At 68.5% G+C, this 21,708-nt stretch carries 17 protein-coding genes; 14 read left to right on the top strand and 3 right to left on the bottom strand.

Annotated features, from left to right (window positions below; all coding sequences use genetic code 11):
* Positions 1 to 18: 18 nt before the first annotated feature.
* Entirely contained in the window at positions 19 to 5,940 is a 5,922-nt protein-coding gene (locus tag LRM18_RS19665; RefSeq protein WP_270955324.1) for an ESPR-type extended signal peptide-containing protein, read from the bottom strand.
* Positions 5,941 to 6,175: 235 nt separating this feature from the next.
* Positions 6,176 to 7,156 (bottom strand): helix-turn-helix domain-containing protein, encoded by a 981-nt coding sequence (locus tag LRM18_RS19660; RefSeq protein ID WP_053506970.1) that lies wholly within the window; start codon positions 7,154 to 7,156, stop codon positions 6,176 to 6,178.
* Between the two features lie 681 nt (positions 7,157 to 7,837).
* Between LRM18_RS19660 and LRM18_RS19655 the strand changes: the two genes are divergently transcribed.
* The 13 genes from LRM18_RS19655 to LRM18_RS19595 all read left to right on the top strand — a co-directional run bounded on the left by LRM18_RS19655 (position 7,838) and on the right by LRM18_RS19595 (position 20,426).
* A complete protein-coding gene (locus LRM18_RS19655) occupies positions 7,838 to 8,026 on the top strand; it encodes a Flp family type IVb pilin (RefSeq protein WP_049467634.1) in 189 nt (62 codons plus the stop codon).
* Positions 8,027 to 8,114: 88 nt separating this feature from the next.
* On the top strand, positions 8,115 to 8,660 hold the full coding sequence (locus LRM18_RS19650; protein WP_154330778.1) for a prepilin peptidase: 546 nt from the start codon (positions 8,115 to 8,117) through the stop codon (positions 8,658 to 8,660).
* Positions 8,657 to 9,133, top strand: coding sequence for a TadE/TadG family type IV pilus assembly protein (locus LRM18_RS19645; RefSeq protein ID WP_049467638.1), 477 nt, complete (start codon positions 8,657 to 8,659; stop codon positions 9,131 to 9,133). The genes LRM18_RS19650 and LRM18_RS19645 overlap by 4 nt, the downstream gene beginning before the upstream one ends.
* A 25-nt stretch (positions 9,134 to 9,158) precedes the next feature.
* Positions 9,159 to 10,196: a Flp pilus assembly protein CpaB gene (cpaB, locus tag LRM18_RS19640; protein WP_064238730.1), complete on the top strand. Its 1,038-nt coding sequence runs from the start codon at positions 9,159 to 9,161 to the stop codon at positions 10,194 to 10,196.
* Positions 10,197 to 10,214: 18 nt separating this feature from the next.
* Complete coding sequence (locus LRM18_RS19635) at positions 10,215 to 11,573, top strand: type II and III secretion system protein family protein (RefSeq protein WP_053506728.1); 1,359 nt, start codon at positions 10,215 to 10,217, stop codon at positions 11,571 to 11,573.
* Between the two features lie 28 nt (positions 11,574 to 11,601).
* Complete coding sequence (locus LRM18_RS19630) at positions 11,602 to 12,858, top strand: fimbrial protein (protein ID WP_053462971.1); 1,257 nt, start codon at positions 11,602 to 11,604, stop codon at positions 12,856 to 12,858.
* Positions 12,843 to 14,192 carry a CpaF family protein gene (locus tag LRM18_RS19625; RefSeq protein ID WP_049467645.1) on the top strand — a complete coding sequence of 450 codons (1,350 nt, stop codon included), beginning with the start codon at positions 12,843 to 12,845 and terminating at the stop codon, positions 14,190 to 14,192. Before LRM18_RS19630 ends, LRM18_RS19625 begins: the two co-directional genes overlap by 16 nt.
* A 2-nt stretch (positions 14,193 to 14,194) precedes the next feature.
* Positions 14,195 to 15,151 carry a type II secretion system F family protein gene (locus LRM18_RS19620; RefSeq protein WP_270955323.1) on the top strand — a complete coding sequence of 319 codons (957 nt, stop codon included), beginning with the start codon at positions 14,195 to 14,197 and terminating at the stop codon, positions 15,149 to 15,151.
* A gap of 28 nt (positions 15,152 to 15,179) precedes the next feature.
* The gene (locus LRM18_RS19615) at positions 15,180 to 16,115 is read left to right on the top strand and encodes a type II secretion system F family protein (RefSeq protein WP_074725348.1); all 936 of its coding nucleotides are present in this window, start codon (positions 15,180 to 15,182) and stop codon (positions 16,113 to 16,115) included.
* Positions 16,115 to 17,002, top strand: a complete 888-nt coding sequence (locus tag LRM18_RS19610; protein ID WP_270955322.1) for a Flp pilus assembly protein TadD — start codon at positions 16,115 to 16,117, stop codon at positions 17,000 to 17,002. The genes LRM18_RS19615 and LRM18_RS19610 overlap by 1 nt, the downstream gene beginning before the upstream one ends.
* Positions 16,999 to 17,454 carry a DUF3613 domain-containing protein gene (locus LRM18_RS19605; protein ID WP_164082317.1) on the top strand — a complete coding sequence of 152 codons (456 nt, stop codon included), beginning with the start codon at positions 16,999 to 17,001 and terminating at the stop codon, positions 17,452 to 17,454. The genes LRM18_RS19610 and LRM18_RS19605 overlap by 4 nt, the downstream gene beginning before the upstream one ends.
* 8 nt (positions 17,455 to 17,462) lie before the next feature.
* On the top strand, positions 17,463 to 19,616 hold the full coding sequence (locus LRM18_RS19600) for a TadG family pilus assembly protein (RefSeq protein ID WP_270955321.1): 2,154 nt from the start codon (positions 17,463 to 17,465) through the stop codon (positions 19,614 to 19,616).
* Between the two features lie 105 nt (positions 19,617 to 19,721).
* Positions 19,722 to 20,426, top strand: coding sequence for a DUF2968 domain-containing protein (locus LRM18_RS19595; RefSeq protein ID WP_049470692.1), 705 nt, complete (start codon positions 19,722 to 19,724; stop codon positions 20,424 to 20,426).
* Between the two features lie 76 nt (positions 20,427 to 20,502).
* On the opposite strand, the gene LRM18_RS19590 is transcribed toward LRM18_RS19595, so the two are convergent.
* On the bottom strand, positions 20,503 to 20,880 hold the full coding sequence (locus LRM18_RS19590) for a hypothetical protein (protein ID WP_206631926.1): 378 nt from the start codon (positions 20,878 to 20,880) through the stop codon (positions 20,503 to 20,505).
* A gap of 193 nt (positions 20,881 to 21,073) precedes the next feature.
* Between LRM18_RS19590 and LRM18_RS19585 the strand changes: the two genes are divergently transcribed.
* The coding region (locus LRM18_RS19585) for an alpha/beta hydrolase (protein ID WP_270955320.1) at positions 21,074 to 21,708 on the top strand (635 nt) is incomplete at its 3' end.

Genomic DNA, 21,708 nt, shown 5'->3' with positions numbered 1-21,708 from the left:
GCGGCCCGGCCGCGGGGATCACCACTGGATGCCGGCACCGACGGCCACGCCGGCCTCGCCTCGGCTGTTGGTCGAACCGCTGAACTTGTAGATCCAGCGACCGCCTTCGGAGACACCGGAGATGCCCACCGCCACGCCCGATTCGCCGTTGTAGCTGCCGGCCGCGATCGAGGCCATGCTGCGGCCCGCTTCACTGGGCTGCGGCAGGGCGGCGGTGGCCATCGCCGAAGCGATACCGGCCGAGGCGCGGTTGTCGGTCTTGCGCAGGTCGCGCTCGAAGCCGCCCATGCGCTCATCGGTATAGGCCTTGGACCAGTCCAGGGTCTGCGCCATGCCCGACTTCAGCTGGTCCACGTTGACCGCGTCGGTACCGGCGGTACCGGCAGCGACGTTGCGTACCGTGGTCGGCCCGCTGCTGGTGCTGCCAAGGGTGACGCTGTTGTAGTTGGTGGCCCCATTGACCGTGGTGTCGTAGCGGATCGTGCCCTGCTGCGAGGCCTGCAGCTGGCGCACGTTGACCGCGTCGGTGGCCTGCGAACCGTCGGCCACGTTGACCACCTGGCGTTCGGCACCGCTGGCACCCACCGAGACCGTGTTGGCACGGTTGGCCACCGAGCCCGCACCCAGCGCCACCGAGTTGTCGGCCTGCGCCTGTGAACCATTGCCCAGCGCAGTCGCGTTGGCCCCGGCCGCGCTGGAGCCTGCACCACCGGCGGCCGAGTTGGCACCGCTAGCCGATGGGTCGGCCAGGTTGTTGGTGTTGTTGGCACGGAAGCTGCCGGCGACGTTGGTGATGTTCTGGATCTTCTGGTCGGTGTAGGCCTTGGACTGGTCGATGGCGTAGTTCACGCCGTTCTTCAGCTGGCCGACGTTGGTCGCATCATGGTCATCGGAACCGTCGGCGACATGCGTGATCTTGCGTTCGCTGCCACTGCTGCCGATCGACACCTCGCCAGCGGAACTGCTGGCGCCGGCCTGCCCGTAAGCCCCGGTATAGCCACTCTGCGCACCGACGCTGGCCACCGAACCTGCACCCAGCGCCACGCTGTTGCCGGCGCTGCTGCTGGCCCCGTTGCCGACCGCCACGCTGTTGGCGCCGGCTGCACTGGCCTGCGGGCCCACGGCCACCGCTTCGGCACCGGCCGCGCTTGCCGCCGCCGCGGTCGAGTTCACCGCCAGGTAGGCACTGCCACCGCCGCCGTTGCTGATGCGCTGGTTGAGGATCCTCAGCGAACCGTCCACGGCAGTGAAGGCCGCGGTGACGTTGTTGTAATCGCCACTGGTGAAAGTGCCATCGGTGGCGATGCTGGAGATGCTGAACGTCGGCGCGGTCCACACATTGGTGCTGCCGTTGTAGGCGGTGCTGCCACCAAAGTAGTTGGCGAGGGTGCTGTTCGTGTTGAACAGCTGGTCGCCGGTGATGCCATCAGTGCTGCCGGCCAGGATGCTGCCGGCGGCCACGTTGGTGATCTTCACCGCGCCGCTGCCGGTACCCGTCAGCGTCACGCTGTTGAGCACGTTGCCAGCGCCATCGACGTCGTACTTCACGGCCAGCTTGTCGATCTCGCCGGTCTGGTCGGCAACGTTGGCCAGCGAGTTGCTGACCGCATCGAAGGCGGTGCCGACATCGTTGTAGCTGCCCCGGGTGATGGTGCCGTTGGCGGCCACGTTGTTGATCGAGTAGGTCGGTGCGGTCAGCACGCCGTTGGCATCGACTGTGGCGCCACCCCCCAGGTGGGTGGCCACCGCCTGGTTGGCGGCGAACAGCTGGGCCCCGTTGATGGCCTCACTGCTGATGGCGCTGACCTGGCCCGGGCCGAGGTTGCGCAGCGTGGTGGCGGTGCCAGTCTGGCCCAGCGTGGCGCTGGAATAGTTGACGCTGCCATCGGCGTTGAGGTCGTAGCGCAGCGCGCCCTGCTCCGATGCCTGCAACTGTCCTACGTTGACCGCATCGGTGGCCGCGGTACCGGCCGCCACGTTGACGACCTGACGCTCTGCGCCAGCAGCACCGATGGAAACCGTGTTGGCACGATCTGCAAGGCTTCCCGCACCCACCGCGATGCTGTTGGCCGCCGTCGCCCGCGCATTGGTGCCGACCGCGATCGAATCGGCGCCGCTGGCCACGGCCTCGGTACCGGTCGAGTTCACCCGCAGGTACTTGGTACCGCCGTTGCGGATATCGGTGATCTGCGTGTTGAGGTTGACCAGTGAACCATCCACCGCCGCGAACGCATCGGTGGCGTTGGTGTACAGACCCTGGGCGATGGCGCCGGTGGTGGAGATCGTGCTGATCTCGAACAGCGGTGCGGTGAAGATGCCACTGGCCGGGTCAAAGGCTGCACGACCACCGAAGAAACTGGCGATGGCGCTGTTGGTTGCCGCCAGCTGGCCACCGTTGACGGCCTCGAGGCTGCCCGCGGTGACCGTACCGGCGGCGAGGTTGCCGATGGTGGTGGTGCCCGTGCCTGCACCGAGGGTGACCCGGCGATAGTTCGGATTGCCGCCGGCGTCCAGATCGTAGGTCACTGCCGCATCCGCCACGCCATTGATCAGGCTGATGGCCCCCTTCAACTGCGCGACGTTGACCGCGTCGGTGTTGCCGCTGCCCGCAGCCACATTGGTGATCTGGCGCTCGCCCCCGCCGGCGGTGCCCACCGACACTTCACCGGCCGACACCTGCGGCGCCGTGAGGCCGTAGGCACTGTAGCTGGCCTGCGCGCCACGCAGTGCGGCCGAGCGGTAGCCCAGCGCGACCGAGTTGGCCTGGTTGGAGGTGGACTCAGCACCCAGCAGGGTCTGCCCGTTGGCGGTGCCGACAGCACTGTCGCCGACGATCACCGAATGGCCCATGCGCGCGGCATAGTCGGCCGTCGGCACGCCGGTCGGGTTGCTGGGATCGTTCACGCCATCACCGGGGAAGGCGACGTTGGCATCGACCTTCGGCAGCTCATGCCGTGCGTTGGCACCGATCACCACTTCCTTGGAGCCGTTGGCGAAGGCGCCGTCACCCATCAGCACCTGGTAGTCCTGCGCGGCGTTGACGGCCCAGCAGGAGATGTCGGCCAGCGCGATGTCCAGGCACTTGGCCGCCCACGCCGGCGAATCGGTCGGCAGAAGAAGGCCCAGCAGGCCACCGGGATTGCCGTTGTTGATGTTGTAGATGTAGCTGTCGGAGGTCACGCCACCGATCAGGGTCAGGTGCGAGCTGCCGCCCGTGGCCGCGCCGCCCAGGCCATTGAGGGTGCTGCCGACCGGCGACAGGTTGACCACCGGCAGACCCAGCACGTTGACCGCCGAATAGGTCTGCATGACGTTGGCGTTGCTCAGCTTGAGATTGCCGTTGCTGACGTAGCCATCGCCGCCGAACAGGCTGGTGGTGGTCGGCCCGATCAGCTGGCCGACATTGCCGACCAGGCCACCGGTGCCGATAATCAAGCCGGCATTCGGGTCGGCCGGCGCCGGCGCCTTCGGACTGGTCGGCGGGATCGCTGACGGCTGGGTCAGGCCGAGACTGCCGAGCGTGCCACCCACCAGGCCACCCACGGCGCTGCCGAGGTTGCCGACGGTGCCATTGAGATTGCCGTTGAGCAGGTTGCCCACCGCGCTGCCGACGTTGCCCAGCGTGCTACCCAGCACGCCGCCCAGGCCAGTGCCGGGGCTGCCCGTGGTGCCGTTGAGAATGCCACCGACTGCACCACCGACGGTGCCGACCGTGTTGTTGAGCGTGCCGCCCACTGCACTGCCGACCGTCCCGACGGTGCCGTTGAGTGCGCCACCCACTGCGCTGCCGACCGAGTCAACCGTGCCATTGAGGGCACCGCCCACTGCGCCACCGACCGCGCCGACCGTGTTGTTGAGCGTGCTGCCTACCGCGCTGCCGACCGTCCCGACGGTGCCGTTCAGTGCGCCACCCACGGTGCTCCCGACAGAGCCAACCGTGCCATTGAGGGCACCGCCCACTGCGCCACCGACCGCGCCGACCGTGTTGTTGAGCGTGCCACCCACTGCACTGCCGACCGTGCCCACGGTGCCGTTCAGTGCGCCACCCACTGCGCTTCCTACCGTGCCAACCGTGCCATTGAGGGCACCGCCCACTGCGCCACCGACAGCACCGACCGTGTTGTTGAGCGTGCCGCCCACTGCACTGCCGACCGTGCCGACGGTGCCATTCAGTGCGCCACCCACGGTGCTCCCGACAGAGCCTACGGTGCCGTTCAGTGCGCCACCCACTGCGCTTCCTACCGTGCCAACCGTGCCGTTGAGGGCACCGCCCACTGCACCGCCGACAGCACCGACCGTGTTGTTGAGCGTGCCACCCACGGCACTGCCGACCGTGCCGACGGTGCCGTTCAGTGCGCCACCCACTGCGCTTCCTACTGAGCCAACCGTGCCGTTGAGGGCACCGCCCACTACGCCACCGACCGCACCGACTGTGTTGTTGAGCGTGCCACCCACTGCACTGCCGACCGTGCCGACGGTGCCGTTGAGTGCGCCACCCACAGTGCTCCCGACAGAGCCAACCGTGCCGTTGAGGGCACTGCCCACTACGCCACCGACCGCACCGACTGTGTTGTTGAGCGTGCCGCTCACCGCGCCGCCGACAGAGCCGACGGTGCCGTTCAGTGCGCCACCCACTGCGCTTCCTACTGAGCCAACCGTGCCGTTGAGGGCACCGCCCACTGCGCCACCGACAGCACCGACGGTGTTGGTGAGCGTGCCGCCCACTGCGCCGCCGACCGCACCGACGGTGTTGTTGAGCGTGCCGCCCACTGCACTGCCGACCGTGCCGACGGCGCCGTTGAGTGCACCGCCCACTGCGCCACCGACAGCACCGACCGTGTTGTTGAGCGTGCCGCCCACTGCACTGCCGACCTGGCCGACCGTGCCGCTCAGCGCGCCACCCACCGTGCTCCCGACCGCAGCGGCAGCGCCCTGCAGCGTGCCGCCCACGGCGCCCACGGCGCCGCCCACCAGATTGCCAACCCCGAGCGCACTGTGCTGCGCGGCGACGGCCGTCTGCCCAGCCAGCTTCAGGTTGCGGTCGGCGACGACTTCCTGGCCGTCCGGCGCCTGCACGCGCACCTTGCCGGCGGCGCCGGTGTCGAACGCGGCGCTGATGGCACGATCGTGGGTTTCACCCGGCAACTCTTCCTTGGCCGGCAAGCGGACGGCCGCCGTCGCTCTGGCCTGGCCTTGCCCGTCGATGTGATGGCCGGCTACCGCCAGGCGCGCGTCGGTCCGGCTGTCGAGCGTGGCGTCCAGCCCGGGCAGCGACCCAGAGGTTGCGCCCCGCAGGCCGACCGATGCGTGCGTACCCGCATCAAGCGAAGCGATCTGACGACCGGCGACGCCTACCTTGGCCTTGGCGCGCGCCCCAGCAGCGACAACCCCGGTTGACTGCGCGCCCGGCGCAACGTGCGCGGCCAGCGACGCATCCACCTGTGCCGCGTTGGCCGCGGCGTTGCCCAGGCCCACATTGGCGCGGACATCGGCCGCCAGCGCCGGCACGGCAATCTGCTTCGGTGCGGTGTTCGCTGCCAGCTTCACCTGCACCGTGGCCGGCAGCACGTCGCGCACCAGCGGCAGCGACGTGGTGTTCAACTGCAGGCCCACGCGGGCGTCCGCGCTGAGTGCCGGGCTGCTCTGCGCCTGTCGTGCGGCAGCGGCCAGGGCGACTTCCGCGTCGACCTTGACCGGCATCGGCTGCGCATACTTGGCAGCCAGCGCCTGCAGGTCACGCAGCGATTGATTGGTCTCCGATGCCCCTGCGTGGCCGCTGGCCAGCACGCACAACAGTGCCAGAGCCAGCGCGGTGGGCATCAGCAGGGATGTGCGCGGATCGCGTGCGGCACTGCCACCGCTGTCGCCGGTGGCCAGTTCCGAGGCCACCACCAGAGCATTGAGCTGGCGGTTCCATACACGCCGGTAGATGCGGTTCATGAGCATTTCCCCCGTAGACGAACAACTGGAATGTCAGTGGACTTGCCGCGAGGCAGGTGACTGACATTTCAGCGGTTGCAACGGAGCTGGCGCACTTCAATCCGGCACGGCAATCGCGCATTCCGGCAAATCCACGGCCGGAATCGGCAGCCGGTTATGCAGAAGCGGCAACACGATCGGCAAGCGGATGCGCAATTCCGGCACGAATGCCGGGTAAACCCTTGCAGGGCTTGGCTCAGGCCGGCTGGCCGATCTGCGCGGGGGCGCGCATCAGGGTGTCGCGCGGCAGCTCGCCGAATACCTTGCGGTAATTGTCAGCGAAGCGCGACAAGTCCCACAGGCCGCAGCTGAGCGCGATGGCCTTCACCGAGCGACGGCTGGAATCGGCCATCGACAGGCTGCGGCACGCCGCGCACAGGCGCAGCATGGAGAGATAACGATTGGGCGAAGTGCCGAACAGATCCTCGAACGCGTAGCGCAGGCCGCGTTCGCTGACACCGGCGGCATCGCATATTTCATTCATGTAGATATTGCGGCGCAGGTTGAGCCGCATGAAGTTTTCTGCCCGCTGCGCGATCAGATAATGCGTGCGCCGCGCGCGGCTGCACCCCGGGCGATCCGCCGCACCCGCGCCGAGCAGGGCCTGCACATGCTCGTGCAGAAGATGCTCGGTTTCTTCCGGCTGCAGGCCGGCGCCCTGCCCCAGCTGCAGGTGCAGCTGCTGGTAATGGCGCGCCAGCGGCGTGGCTTCGCTGCCCAGGGTGAACAGTGACAGGGCCTGGCCGGCCGGTGGCGTGCTGCGCAGGCTCAGCTCGGTCAGCTTGCGCTGCACCCGCGCCACCGGCACCAGCATCAGGGTCATGTGCGTGCCCGGGCTCAGGGTGAACTCACTGATGCCCTCCGGCATGATCGTCAACGCCATGCCCGCCGTCAGCGGTACGCCATGGCACCAGCTCTGCGTTTCATCCGTGGCGTGCAGGTAACCGAGCATCGCCCAGTCCGGTGGCAGCATGAAGCGGCCACGGCAATGGAAACCGCAGCTGATGCTGCAGAACAGGGCTTCCTCGTGCACGCGCGAAGCAAACGCCGCACGTGGCCCGTTGCCATCCAGCAGCAGCAGTTCGACATCACAGACACGAAGCACCCCGCCCAGCGTCGCCAGGTCTATCGACCGCAGGCCGCTGTCGTCGCTGTCTCCTACCCCACCATCGACCATGACAGTGTTGTCCCCCCGTTGATCCGCCATCCGCTGCGGCCCCCACTGCCTGACAGGGCGCACAACGATCCAGAATCCATTTCCGTTGCCACGCCAGCCGCGCCGGCGTCGATGCGATCGTACAAATCAATGCAAGAGCTTGAATGCGAGTATGCCCGATAATCCGCAGCGGTAAAGCCATGGACCGGCATGAAGAAAGTAGATACACAGGTGAAGAAAATGTCGGAACCGCTGGCATGGTTTTCGCATGCGGAATCACATTATCTACACGACGATGAATCGTTTTGCCTGGGAATGGATTTGCGTCACAGAAACAATCTGAAAGTTTCAGGGCAGCGGGGTTTCTGCCGAATTTGCATATAGGTTCTTCTTGCAGCCAACTTCCATTCAGGCAAAGTCGATACCACGGTGATCCGGCCATCTGATCCGGCCGCACCCAGGGGACAGCATGACCAAGCACGCATCATCGGATGCCTCGACCAACGGCCCTGCGCCGTGCGGTCGCGACCGCGCGGCCCGTGTCCCGCCGGGAAACGATCACCCTGCTTGAGCACGGCGGGCCCGTCCCGCCGTGCCTCCCCCGCCAGGACGTGCGGGGGCCACGGACGATCCCGGCGGAGCCGGGCCACCGCCCAACGCAGGTGTACTGCATCCGCAGACAGGTAGAGGGAGACATTGGTCATGAACGCATCGGTCCGCAAATTCCTGAAGGAAGAAGACGGTGTCACCGCGCTCGAGTACGGGCTGCTGGCTGCCGTCATCGCTGGCGTCCTGATCGCGGTCGGCAACGACCAGATCAAGGGGTTCTTCGAAACGCTGTTCAAGAACCTCTCCGCACTGGCCACCAAGGCGTCCGGCTCGACGACCTAGGCGGCGACCGCGGGCCGCCTTGAGGCCCGCGGCCACGGGGGCAGGGAATCAGGTGAAGACCGTCCAGTGACGGACGACGGAGTGTGCGATGACACTGCTGGGATTGTTGGCCATCGGCGTGTGCCTGCGGATCGCGATCAGTGATCTGTACGCCCGCAGGGTGCCCAATGCCTGGCTGGTGGCTGCGGGCGTCATCGCTGCGCTCGCGATCATCGCCGGCCAGTTCAGCGCACCTCGCCTGCCCTGGCTGCCCCACGTCGCTGGCGCGGTGCTCGGCCTGCTGGCCCTGCTGCCGTTCTACGCCCTGCGCTGGATGGGCGCCGGCGACGTGAAGTTCTTCGCAGTGCTGGGGCTGATGCTGGGCTGGCAGGCGCTGCTGCCGGTCTGGCTGGTGGCCAGCCTCGCCGCCGGAGTGCACGCGGCGGTGGTGCTGGCGGGCCGCCGCTTGGGCGTGCTGTTGCCCGGGCACCTGCAGATGCAGGTCAGCCGCACCAGCACGCAATGGCAATCCCATCCGGCGCTGCGCGACATGCAGGCCGCCCGCCAGGGGCGACGCGGCATTCCCTATGCGGCGTATCTGGCACTGGCGGCCATCGGCTGGGTGCTGGTCCGCATCTACGGAGGTGCACCATGAACGTCCACGGCCCTCGCCTGCAACGTGGCGCCGCCAGCATCGAGTTCGCCCTGATGCTGATGCTGGGCCTGCTGCCATTGCTGCTTTTCACGTTTTCCGGCGTGATGATCATGGCGGCGCAGCAGACCCTGGCCACCGCCTCGGCCGAAGGTGCGCGTGCCTCGCTGCGCTACGGCACAGCCGGCGAACGTCGCACCGCCGCCTGCGTCGCCGCGCGCACATCGATGCAGTGGCTGCTGCAGTTTTCCAAGCAGAACGTCGACTGCAGCGCAGGCGGCAGCAATGCCATCGTGGTGTCGGCGCAGGCACCGTGCGCCGGCCTGGCCACGGCACAGTGCATGACCGTCACGGTCAGCTACGACTACGCCAGCCATCCCTTCCTGCCCGGCACCGCCACGCTGTACCGGTGGGTGATGCAGGCCCCCATCCGCAGCGTCGCGGTCGCCCAGCTCGATCTCGGCAGCGGCAATTGATGCTCGGTATTTTGGAGACGATTCCATGCTCAAGTTGACCCGCATCGCTGCCATTGCCCTGATAGGCCTGGCCGTGCTGCTGGCGCTGGTCGCCTTCATGATCGGACGCAAGCCGGCCGCACCCACCACAGTCGCGCCGGTGGCCCACAGCGAGGCGCAGGCAATCACTGTCGTGGAAGCCGTGGCACGCCTGCCCGCGGGCGAGCCGATCAGCGCCAACGGCCTGCGCCTGGCCCAGCGCACCACGCCGGTCGCCGGCGCCGCCACCAGCATCGCCGCCGTGGTCGGCAAAGTGCCGGTGCAGGACATCGCCGAAGGCAGCCCGATCAGCAGCAGCGCGTTGGCACAGGGTTTCTCGCTGCAACTGCGGCCGGGCGAGCGCGCATTGGCCGTGCCCGTGGACGAACTGGTCGGTGCCGGCAACCGCATCCTTCCTGGCGACTTCGTCGACGTCTTCCTCAACCTGCGCAACGCCCAGCCCAGCGTCAACGGCCCCGGCGAAGCCGGACAGACGCGCCTGCTGCTGTCGCGCCTGCGCGTGCTGAGCTACGGCCAGCAGGACATTGCGCCGGTCGCCACGGAGGTCTCCACCGGCAGCGACGTCGACACCCGCAACGATCCACGCGCAGCCGACATCACCGGAAGCGGCAGCAGCCACGCCAACAACACTGAGCCGGCGCAGCCCGCGCGCAGTGCGGTGCTGGCCGTGCCCGTGGCCGATGCCAATCGCCTGCTGCTGGGCGCGCAGCAAGGCAAGCTGTTCCTGGCACTGCGCAATCCCGCCGACACCGGCCAGCCCGACCTGGCGCTGTTTCCGCAGTCGCGCGGCGTGATCGATCCCCTGCGCGGGCTGGATGCGGAACAGCAGCTGGCGCTTCAGCGCCCGGAAAACCATGCCTTCGCCGGCATCGACAGCGATGCGCTGGCCGGCCGTGGCACGGCGCCGGCGCGCACCGGCCCCGACACACCGGCTCGGGCACCGGCGCCACGCCGCAGCGCGCCGCGCGCGTCCGGCATCGAGATCATCCGCGGCGACAGCTCCGCGCCTCGCGGCTCCCTCTGACCTGCATCGAGTGCATCCATGACCGAACGCCGCTGCCGTCCACGCATCTCCCCCCGCCAGCGCTGGCTGGCCCTGCTGCTGGTGCTGCTGGCACCGGCAACAAGCGTGGCCGCCGACGATCTGGTGCTGCAGGCGCGCGAGCAGCGCCCGTGGACCCTGCCGGCCGACCTGGAGCGCGTGGCCATTGCCGACCCCGGCGTGGCCGACCTCGTGATGCTGCGCGGCCAGCGCCAGGCGCTGCTGGTCGGCAAGACCCCCGGCACCACCACCCTGTTGCTGTGGCACCGCAGGCAGGCCGAGCCACAGCGGTTGACGGTAAGGGTGGAGAGCGCCGTGCAGGGCGCCGCGCGTACCGGCGGCAACGACCTGGTGTTCACCCAGCAGGACCAGCAGGGCCTGCTGCAGGGAAGCACCGACAGCGTGCTCTCGCACATGCAGGCGCAGCGCACCGCAGCGATGGCGCTGGGCAAGGATGGGGTCCTTGCCGATACATCCACCATCAGCAGCGGTGGCGTGGTCCAGGTCGAGGTCAAGGTGGTCGAGTTCAACAAGACCGCGATGAAGCAGATCGGCATCAACTTCCAGAACCGCAACGGCGGCTTCGCCTATGGCTTCGCACGGCCCGGCACCGGCCTGCCCGGCAATACCGGCCTGCTGCCCGGCATGAAGGAAGGCAACAGCAGCAACGAAGCGGCGTCGCCCATTTCCTCGGCGTTCCGGCTGGTGTTCGGCTCGACCAAGGGGCTGTGGAATGCCGATGTCGAACTGCTGCAGAGCAATGGCATGGCGCGCGTGCTGGCCGAGCCGACGCTGGTGGCACTGTCCGGCCAAAGCGCCAGTTTCCTGGCCGGTGGCGAACTGCCGATCCTCGAACCGCAGGGACTGGGCACCACCACCATCACCTACAAGCCTTTCGGCATCGGCCTGACCGTAACCCCGACCGTGCTGGCCGCGAACCGGATCGCGCTGAAGGTGGCACCGGAGGCCAGCGATCTGGACTACAGCAACGCGATCGTGCTCAACAACGTGCAGATCCCTTCGATCACCACCCGCCGCGCCGACACCACGGTCGAGCTGGGCGATGGCGAGAGCTTCGTCATCGGCGGCCTGGTCAGCTCCAACATCGTCTCCAACGTCAACAAGATTCCACTGCTGGGCGACCTGCCGATCATTGGTTCGTTCTTCCGCAACTTCGACTACAAGCGCCAGGACAAGGAACTGGTGATCATCGTCACCCCGCGCCTGGTGCAGCCGCTGGCACGCAACACCGAACTGCCGCTGCCCGGCGAGCGCGAAGCCAAGCCGCATCTTCCCGAATGGGGTTCCTGGCTGCTGGGGCCGGTCAGCCAGGACCCCGTGCCCGGCTTCTCGCGCTGACCTCCATGACGCCTGCGGAACCACGCCCATGCCCTACGCCACCGCCCAGCCGCTGCATCCGCAAGGACCGCCGATGAACCTGGTCCTGTACGGCATCGACCGCGAACTGCTGCCCCGGCTGGCCGCCAAGCTGCCGCCGACCACTACCCTGCACTGGCAGGACAGCAGTGCGCCGACCTCGGCGCAGGACCTGCAACGCGGCCCGCAGAGCCTGGTGCTGCTGGACTTCCGGCCCGAGCACGCGGCTGCCTCGAGCGTGCTGGCACAGCAGCTGCAGCAGACCCAACCGGACCTGGCGCTGGTCGCGGTCGGCGCCACCAGCGCCGGCCAGGTCGAAGGCGTGGTGATTGCCCTGCGCGCCGGCCTGCGCGATGTGCTGGACCTGGACAGCGACAACGCCGGCATCGAGGCCGCCCTGCGCCGTGCGCTGTCACCACGCCCGGCCGCGGTTGCGCAGAACGCGCACAAGGCGCGCCTGATCGTGCTGCTGGGCGTGCGCGCCGGCGTCGGCACCAGTACCCTGGCCGCGCATCTTTCGGTGTTGGCGCAGCAGACGCGGGCCCTGGCCCAGGGCGATGCAGTGCAGCAGGACGGCCTGCTGATGGAACTGGCACAGCCGTCCGGTGACCTTGCGCTGTACCTCAATCTCGACAGCCGCTTCCACTATGAGGATGCGCTGCGCAACGCCAGCCGCATCGACGCCACCCTCGCCCGCACCGCGATGGCGCGCCATGACTCCGGGCTGGTGCTGCTGGACCGTGCCGGCGGCAGTGACGCCGTGCCGCCGTCCGACCCTGGCGCGCTGCTGCAGCGCCTGCGCGGGGTGTTCGCCAGCGTGCTGTGTGATGCCGGCGGCTGCCCGCTGCGGCAGCTGCCGCCGCTGTTGCTGGACCAGGCCGACGAGATCTGGCTGGTCACCGATGCGTCGATCGCCACGCTGGTCTCGCTGGACCAGGCGCTGAAGCACCTGGCCGGCCAGCGCGAGCGCGAGAAGCGCCTGCAGCTGGTGATCAACCGCCACGACGACAGCAGCGGCATGAGCCCGGAGCAGATCGCACGCCGCTTCGAAGTGCCGTTGCTGGCGACACTGCCTGAACGACCGCGTGTGCGCCTGGCTGCCAGCCAGGGCCACCTGCTGCTGCAGGATGCGCCGCGCGATCCCTACCTGCGTGCCCTCGCCCCGCTCGTGCCACGGCTGGATCCGGCTGCCTGCCCGGTCCAGCCGCATGGCCTGCGGGAAAGACTCTCCCTTGCCCTGGGTGGATCGCAATGGAAGACAAGGTAACTCCTTTCCCGCATGCCGTTGCCCGCCCGGTGCTGCCCGAGAGTCCGCCGGGCCACCTGCCGTTCGCGCAGACCGAGCAGTACCAGAAAGTGCTGTCGGCCGCGCACGAGCATCTGCTCAACAGCATCGAGGACGAGCGCATCGACATCGATTCCTGGGCCCCCGACACCATCGCCCGCTGGGTGCAGGTGCAGACCGTGGGCTTCATCCAGGAATGGCGCATCCCGATCAACGAGGAAGAAATGCAGGTGGTCGCCGAGGGGCTGGTCAAGGAGCTGACCGGTTTCGGCCCGCTGGACGACCTGCTGCATGATCCCTCCATCGAGGACATCCTGATCAACGGCTTCAAGGATGTGCACGTTTCGCAGGGTGGGCAGCTCAAGCGCGCCACCCAGCGCTTCACCGATGACACCCACCTGCTGCGCATCCTGCGCCGCATCCTTGCCCCGCTGGGCCGCCGGCTGGATGATTCCAACCCGATGGTCGACGCGCGCCTGCCCAACGGCGGCCGCCTCAACGCGATCATCTCGCCGCTGGCGGTTGATGGCCCGATGGTGTCCATCCGCAAGTTCCGCAAGGACCCGTTCACCCCCGACGAACTGCTCGCCAAGGGCACCTTCGACGCGCCGATGCAGGCCCTGCTGAAGGCGATGGTGCTGGGCCGCTGCAACATCCTGGTCTCCGGCGGCACCAGTTCGGGCAAGACCTCGCTGCTCAATGCCCTGGCCAGCTACGTACCACCCAGCGAGCGCGTCATCACCGTGGAGGACACGGCCGAGCTTTCGCTGAACCACCCGCACGTGGTGCGCCTGGAAAGCCGCATCGGCGGCGCCGAGGGCCAGGGCGCGGTCAGCATCCGCGATCTGGTGCGCAACAGCCTGCGCATGCGCCCTGACCGCATCGTGGTCGGCGAAGTGCGTGGCGCCGAAGTGCTGGAAATGCTGCAGGCGATGAACACCGGCCATGACGGATCGATGGCCACCATCCACGCCAACACACCGCGCGACTGCCTGTACCGCATCGAGATGCTGGCCGGCTTTGCCGGCTTCCAGGGCAGCGAGGACAGCCTGCGCCGGCAGATTGCCAGCGCCATCGATTTCATCGTGCAGATCTCGCGGCTGGGCAGCGGGCGCCGGGTACTGGTCTCGATCACCGAGATCACCGGGGTCAGCGACAACCTGATCACCACCCAGGAAATGTTCCGCCACGAAGTGCAGATCGACGCCGCCGGCCGCGAGACCGACCGCTGGATCGGCCTGGGCTTCCATCCGCACTCGCACAAGCTGGAGCCGTTCCGCCAGCAACTGCGTGAATCGCTCTACGGGGACTTCTGAGCATGGGCACCGGCCTGCTGCTGGGCGTGTTGAGCATCATCTCGGTGCTGCTGGCGCTGGCGGTCTGGCTGTGGGGCGCTGCCAGCAGCCGCGAGCAGCGCCAGGCCTCGCTGCAGCATGCCGAGCAGCAGCTGGCGCGCGGCAGCGCGACCGGCGCGGTCCCGGCCGGGCCTTCCGTGGCCGCGACCAACGACCCGGTCCGTCCGGCCAGCAGCGGCAACCGGGTGCTGCCCTGGGACGGCGTGCTGCAGCGCGCTGGGCTGCAGCCGGGCTGGAAGCTGCCCCTGATGCTGCTGGTGCCGGGACTGGCGCTTGCGATCATTGCGGCGATGCGCCTGGGCACGGCCTGGATGTTCCCGCTGACCCTGCTGCTGTACCTGCTGGGCTGCTGGTTGTGGGTGATGCGCCGGATCACCAGACTGCGCGCGCAGCTGCTGCACCAGATGCCGGACTTCCTCGACAACCTGGTCCGCCTGACTGCGCTGGGCAACAGCCTGCAGGCGGCGTTCCAGGTGTCCTCGATGCAGACCAGCGCGCCGCTGCGCAGCCTGCTGGACACCACGGTGCGCTACGCACGCAGCGGCATGGACCTGGACCGTGCATTGAGCCTGGCCGCACAGCCCTATCGCATGGACGTGCTGAAAGTGCTGGCGGTGGTGATCGGAGTGAGTGTGCGCATCGGCGGCCGGGCCGACCAGATCCTGCAGCGCATGGGTGATTTCATGCGCGACCTGGAACAGGCCCAGCAGGAACTGGCGGCCACCACCTCGGAAACGCGCATGTCGGCCTGGGTGCTGGGCCTGCTGCCACCGGCCAGTGCCGTGCTGATGGCGATCTCCAGCCCCGCATTCTTCCAGCCGGTGCTGCACGACCCGCTGGGGCACCGGATCCTGCTGATCGCGCTCGGCCTGGAGCTGCTCGGGGCGTTCCTGCTGTACCGCCTGGCCAAATCGCTATGACCGCCCGCAGCCACCCCGGAGGTGCCCGATGACTGCCAGCGCCTGGTTTGCCCTGTCGCTGCTGGTGCTGGCGGCGGGTGTGGCCTTGCTCGGCATTGCCGGCTGGGTGCGCAGCCATCGCGAGCACCGCACCTCGGCCACATTGAAGACCGCCCTGCAGCCGCGCGACGACGCGCGCGACACCGAAGCCACGCGCCGCGACTCGCTGGGCTGGATCGAGCGCTTCGGCCGCTCGCTCAGTGGCGGCCGCCTGGAGGCGGCGCTGCTGGCCAACGAGGACAAGCTGCTGCTGGACCTGGCCGGCTGGAACACGCGCCGTGGCACCGCCATCTATCTCGGCCTGCGCCTGCTGCTTGCGCTGCTGGTGCTGGCCCTGGCACTGGCGTTCAGCAGCGCGCACGGACTGGCCCGGGTGATGGTGGTGATCGGGGCGCTGGCGGCCGGGCTGCTGCTGCCCAAGTTCGTGCTGTCGTCGTGGGTCAAGCGCCGCCGCCGCGCAGTCGAGAACGAGCTGCCCCTGCTTATCGACCTGCTGCGCCTGCTGCAGGGCGTGGGCTTCAGCATGGACCAGAGCCTGCAGACGCTGGGCGACAAGCTGCGCGATGCGCTGCCGGTGCTGGGCGGCGAACTGCAGGAGGCCAATGTGGCCTATACCCACGGCCGTACCCGCGCACAGTCACTGCGGCGGTTGAGCGAGGTCTACGCCGATGACGACCTGGCCAGCCTGATGCAGCTGATCCTGCAGGTGCATGCGCATGGCGGCGCGGTGCAGGAACCGCTGCGCCAGTTCAGCCTCCGCCTGCGCGAACAGCGCCGCAACGCGTTGAAGGAGAAGGTCGGCAAGCTGTCGGTGAAGATGACCGTGGTGATGATGCTGACCCTGTTGCCGGCGTTGATGCTGGTGCTTGCCGGTCCAGCGCTGGTCGCGCTGGCCACCACCCTGTCCAAGATGGGATCGCCCTGATGCCTGCCCTGCGCACCACCGCCCTGTTGCTTGCCGTCGCCCTCGCCGCCCTGGCCAGCGGCTGCGCCTCGACCACTCCGAAGTACGTGCGGGCGCCCAGCCTTGCGCCACCGGAACCGGACCCGCAGGACAGCCGCAACGCGTATCTGGAACTGATCGAGCGCATGCAGCAGCAGGGCGCCTGGTACGCCTCGCTGGCCCATGTGGACGCATTCCGCCAACGCTACGGCGATCGCCCGGCCCTGCGCCTGTTGCAGGCCGACGCGCTGCGCGAGACCGGCCAGTCCGACGCCGCAGCCGCGCTGTACCGCGAGCTGTCCAGCGGACCGCAGGCGGCCGCCGCCGCGCATGGGCTGGGCCTGATCGCCGCACGCCACGATGACGACGGCGGCGCCGAACGGGCCTTGGCGCGCGCGACCGAGTTGCAGCCCTTGAACACCGACTACCTGGGTGACCTGGGCTATGCACGGCTGCGTGCCGGCCAGTTCGACCAGGCCCGCGAGCCGCTGGCCAAGGCGCTGGAACTCTCGCCCGGTAACGCCAAGGCCACTGCCAACCTCGCGCTCTGGGCGGTACTCCGTGGCGACGCCGCCACCGCAGAGCGTTTGTCGGTGCAGGCCAACCTCACCGAAGAAACGCGGCGCAGCATCCAGCAGCAGGCCCAGCAGATCCGCACACGCCTGCAGCAGCGCCAGGCCGCTGCCAGCGTCAACGCCCACGGGGCGGCGCGCACTGCCAGCGAAGGCAGCGGACGCGCGCCCGCCAGCACGCGGCTGGCGGCAGAACCGCAACGCGACCCACCCGACCCGCGCAATCCACAGCGGCTGCCAGCGTCGATGCTGGAACGCTTCAGCGCCACCGATCACCCGACCGGAAGCACACCATGACCGCGATGCGCCTGACCCGACGCCTGTTGCCTGTGCTGTCCTGCGTGCTTGTTGCCGGTGCCGTGCAGGCACAGCAGCCGCCCTTGACCGGACAGATGCTCGGCGGCCCGTCGCCGTCGGCAGCGGCCACCGCGCCGATGCAGGCCGAGCCGCTGCCCACCGTGGAGCTGCCCGCGCCGACCGGCAGGAGGGTGGCGCCACCGGCAACCGTCGCAACTGACGTCGCCCCCCTGCCGCCGGCACCGCGCACGCGCCTGCAGAGCGGCGAGGCCACCCGCAACCTGTTCCGCCTGCAGGCATCCGGGCAGCACGCTGGCCAGCGCCTGCCGATCCTGGGTGACCAGGCCACGTTGAGCTATGCGCGGTACCTGAAGAGTTTTGAGCACGAGATCCCGGACTTCTTTGAGACCGATGTTGCCCGGTCCAAGGACGCCGCTTCCTCCGGACGCTGAGGTCGGTCATGAGACGCGCACGCCAGTTCAGCTTCAGCCGCCCGCGCGGCGGCATGTCGGTCACGATGATGCTGGTCATGCTGGCGCTGCTGGCCATGCTGGGCCTGGTCGAGATCGGCTACCTGTTCTGGGCCGAGCGTGATGCGCAGAAAGTGGCCGACCTGGCGGCGCTGGCCGGCGCACAGCGGCTGGAGCTGTGCACCGCGGACAACAGCGACAACAGCGCGGCCCGGCAGAACGCACTGACCCAGAACAGGTTCGCCGGCACCCTGCAGATCCGCTGCGGCAACTGGAGCGCCAGCCGGAGCACCGGCAACCGCTTCGTTGCCAGCGTCGATGCCAGCAACCCGCGCAATGCGGTCCAGGTGATCGCCGAGCGCAGCGTGCTGCCGTTCTTCGGCCAGAATGCCAGCCTGCCCACCGTAAGCGTGCAGGCAGTGGCTCGCCGCGCCGAGCCCACGGCGGTGTTCGCGGTCGGTTCGCAGCTGCTGCGCACCAATGGCGATTCGGTGCTGCTGTCCACCCTGCGCCTGGTCGGCCTGGACGTCACCAATGCCACCGTGCTGTCCTATGACGGCCTGGCGCAGGCCAACGTCACCCCTTCGGGCCTGTTGAAGGCCCTCAACATCCCGGTCAGCGCCAACCTCAGCGTGGCTGACTTCAACCGCCTGCTGTCGGTCAACAAGGTTTCGCTGGCGCAGCTGGTCGATGCCACCGCCACCGTGGTCGGCCGCGACTCCACGGTGGGCGCGCAGCTGCGCGCCCTGTCCGACCTGGTGGCCACCCAGCTGGACATCAACAAGCTCAACATCGTGCTTGGCAGCCAGTCCGGCGGCGGTGGCCTGTTCGCCGAGGTCGTCTCGCCTGACGGCACCGTCGGCAGCGCACTGGAATCACAGATCAACGTGCTCAACCTGATCAACACCGCGATCTCCATCGCCAACGACGGCAACGGCGTGGCAGTCAAGGGACTGGACCTGCTGGGCATCAAGATCCAGGCCGGCGTGGTCGAACCGCCGTCGATCGCCATCGGCGGCGTCGGCAGCCGTGCCTACAACGCGCAGGTCCGGCTGCTGGCGGACGTGGACAGCAACAACCTGTTCGCGCTGGGGCCGCTGCTGAATCTGCTCGGCACCCGCCTGCATCTGCCGCTGCACGTCGATATCGCCAACGGCATGGGCACGCTGACCGGCATCCAGTGCGGCGCAAGTCCCCCCAGGGCGACGATCCAGGTGGACGCGTCGGTACTGCGCGCCTGCGTCGGCAATGTCGACCCTGCGCAGCGCTTTTCCAAGGCCAATGTCTGCGACGCCACCCTGCAGAACGAACAGTTGCTGAAGCTGCTGGGCCAGCCATTGATCAACGACAGGATCACCCTGCCCGCCCTGACCAGCTCGCAGAACCTGACCCTGGCCGCTGGCGAAACCGGATCCACCCGGATCAATCCGCTCGCGGTCGGTGACGCGGTCTCCGGCCTGGTCAACGAACTGCTGCGCGTGCTGTCGGGCATGCTCAGCTCGCCCAAGCAGGGCATGAGCGCCAATGACACCGCCAAGGCGCTGGCCGACCGCTACCTGCAGGCGGCGTTCCCGCCCAACACCCGCTACGACGTCGACAAACTGATTCCCCTGCTGCGCGATGGCGATCCCAGCAAGCAGCTGGCGCCGCTCAACAGCTGGACCGTGCCGGGGGGACTGCCGTATGCGTGCGGGCTGCTGAACCTGACCACCTGCCACAAGGATGGCCCGGTCTGGGATGCGCTGAAGGTGACGGTGACCGGCCAGGGCCTGGGCGTCCTCGACGGGCTGCTGGGCTCGCTGGTCGGCGGCCTGCTGATCAACCGCTGCGACAGCCTGCTCGGCAACCTGATCGACTACAACGGCTGCGTGCGCAACAACCTGGCGTCGTACATCCAGACCGCACCGGCCGGCTTCCTCGATGGCGCCGGCGGCAGTGGCGTCGCCAACCCCGACGGCAGTGTCAGTTGCAGCGGGCTGCTGTGCGCGCTGCTGAAGCCGATCCTGGCCGCACTGCGGCCGGTGCTCAACAGCGTCGGCACCCTGCTGACCAACCTGCTGGCCAGCGTGCTTGGCCTGGAACTGGGCCGGACCGACGTCAACGTGCAGTCGATCCAGTGCAGCGCCGCACAGCTGGTCTACTGAAATCGAGCCGTGACGGGCGCCCTTGGCGGCGCCCGCGCCCATGCTAGACTCCCGGCGGGGAACCACCTTCAACTCAACCCACACTCATCCGTGGATGGTCTAGACATGCGAGAAACTTCAGGGGGCGCGGTCTTCGCCCGGTCCGCGCGCAGCGCGGCAGTGCTGGCCGTGGCGATGATGCTGGTGGCACCGGCGGCGATGGCGGCCCGTGGCGACCGTGAGGCGGCCGCCGAACCGGCGCGCAGCGCGCCGGTGGTGCGCAACACCGTGGACGAGCTCAAGCAGTTGATGGATTCGCGCCAGCTGACCGAGCTGCGCACCACCTACAACGGCAACTACGGCGCCAGCCTGCTGTTCAATGCCAACACCCTGACCTACTACGTCGCCCTGTTCCAGGAGAAGAACTTCTGGCGCGTGATCAAGACCGACGCGGTGGACAACGCCGAGCGTGTCTATCGCACCTTCGCGCAGCAGTCCGAACAGCTGGCCCAGGTCTACATCGACACCACCCGCCTTGAAGCGGGCAAGCGCTACACCGAGCGCCTGGTGGCGTACAACGAGGAACGCCTGCGCACCCTGCAGCAGGAAATGGAACAGCAGCAGGCGCAGTCGGCACAGGTCAGTGCCGCCCTGCAGCAGGCCCAGCAGCAGGCGGTCAGCCTCAGCACCGACGTGCAGAGCACCAACAGCCAGCTGGACGCCCTGCAGCGCCGCATCCAGATCCTGCAGGCCGAACAGGGCAACCCGGAGCTGAGCCTGCCCAAGCCGGACAGCCTGCCCGCACCGGCCGCGGCCAGCGACGGTCGCTGAGACCTGCGCTCACGGCATTGCACACGACGGCGCCCCAGGGCGCCGTTGTTGTTTCCGGCATGTTCGCGCCACCGCCTCATCGGCAGGCGTCATGCACCGCGTCATCCCATTGCCGGCGCTGCATGAAGTCGGTGCGTCGGCGCTTGAGCAGCGCCTGCTCGCGGTGGCGCCGCGCGCGCTGGCAGGCCACCGCATCCGAACTGATCGTGATCAACGCGCCCCGGGCCCGCGTCGCACGCCGCGGCCGGGCGGACGCCTTCGGTACCGGAACCACTGGAGCCGCAGCGCCGCGGGACAGTGACTGCTCTGCCGGCACGTCCCAGCGCCACGCCGCACGCCCCTGGCAGGGCGTCTGCTGGTAGACCGGATGCGGTCCGTCCACGCATTTGTAGACAAGGGTCTGGGCCGGCGCGGCCATGGGCAGCAGCAGGCACAGCATCAGCGACCATCGCATGGCAGGCGTCCTGCGTTCCTGTGGCGGGTTGCGCTCATCCTCGGCACGTGGCACCGGTCCCGCCAGAGCGATACGCGTCACATCCGCTGCAATCCGCCACAGCGGTGCAAGTCCCTCGCCCGCGTCTGCGCTGTACTGCCGGAGGCACCGGCAGCCGCCGATGCCTTCCCTCCCTTCCGCCAAGGAACCTTCAATGAGCAACTTCGTCACCGTCGCCGACGGCGCCCGCATCTTCTACAAGGATTGGGGTACCGGCCAGCCGATCGTGTTCGCCCACGGCTGGCCGCTGTCTGCCGATGCCTGGGACCCGCAGATGCTGTTCATGGGCCAGAACGGCTTCCGCGTGATCGCCCACGACCGTCGCAGCCACGGTCGCTCCAGCCAGACCTGGGATGGCAACAACATGGACACCTACGCCGACGACCTGGCGGCGGTGATCGAGGCGCTGGACCTGAAGGACGCGATCCTGGTCGGCCATTCCACCGGTGGCGGTGAAGTGGCCCATTACATCGGCCGCCACGGCAGCAAGCGCGTGGCCAAGGTGGTCCTGGTCGGCGCGGTGCCGCCGCTGATGCTGAAGACCGATGCCAACCCGGCCGGCACGCCGCTGGACGTCTTCGACGGCATCCGCAAGGGCACCGGGGGCGACCGCTCGCAGTTCTTCAAGGACCTGACCACCCCGTTCTTCGGCGCCAACCGTGATGGCAACAACGTCACCCAGGGCATGCGTGATGCGTTCTGGCTGCAGGGCATGCTCGGTGGCGTCAAGGGCCAGTACGACTGCGTGCACGAATTCTCGGAAGTGGACTACACCGAGGACCTGAAGAA

It is taken from the genome of Stenotrophomonas sp. PI_27, assembly GCF_027854495.1.
Taxonomy (GTDB): Bacteria; Pseudomonadota; Gammaproteobacteria; order Xanthomonadales; family Xanthomonadaceae; genus Stenotrophomonas; species Stenotrophomonas pavanii.
Note: the sequence above shows the minus strand (reverse complement) of the source record. Positions and strands in the feature narration are given on the sequence as shown.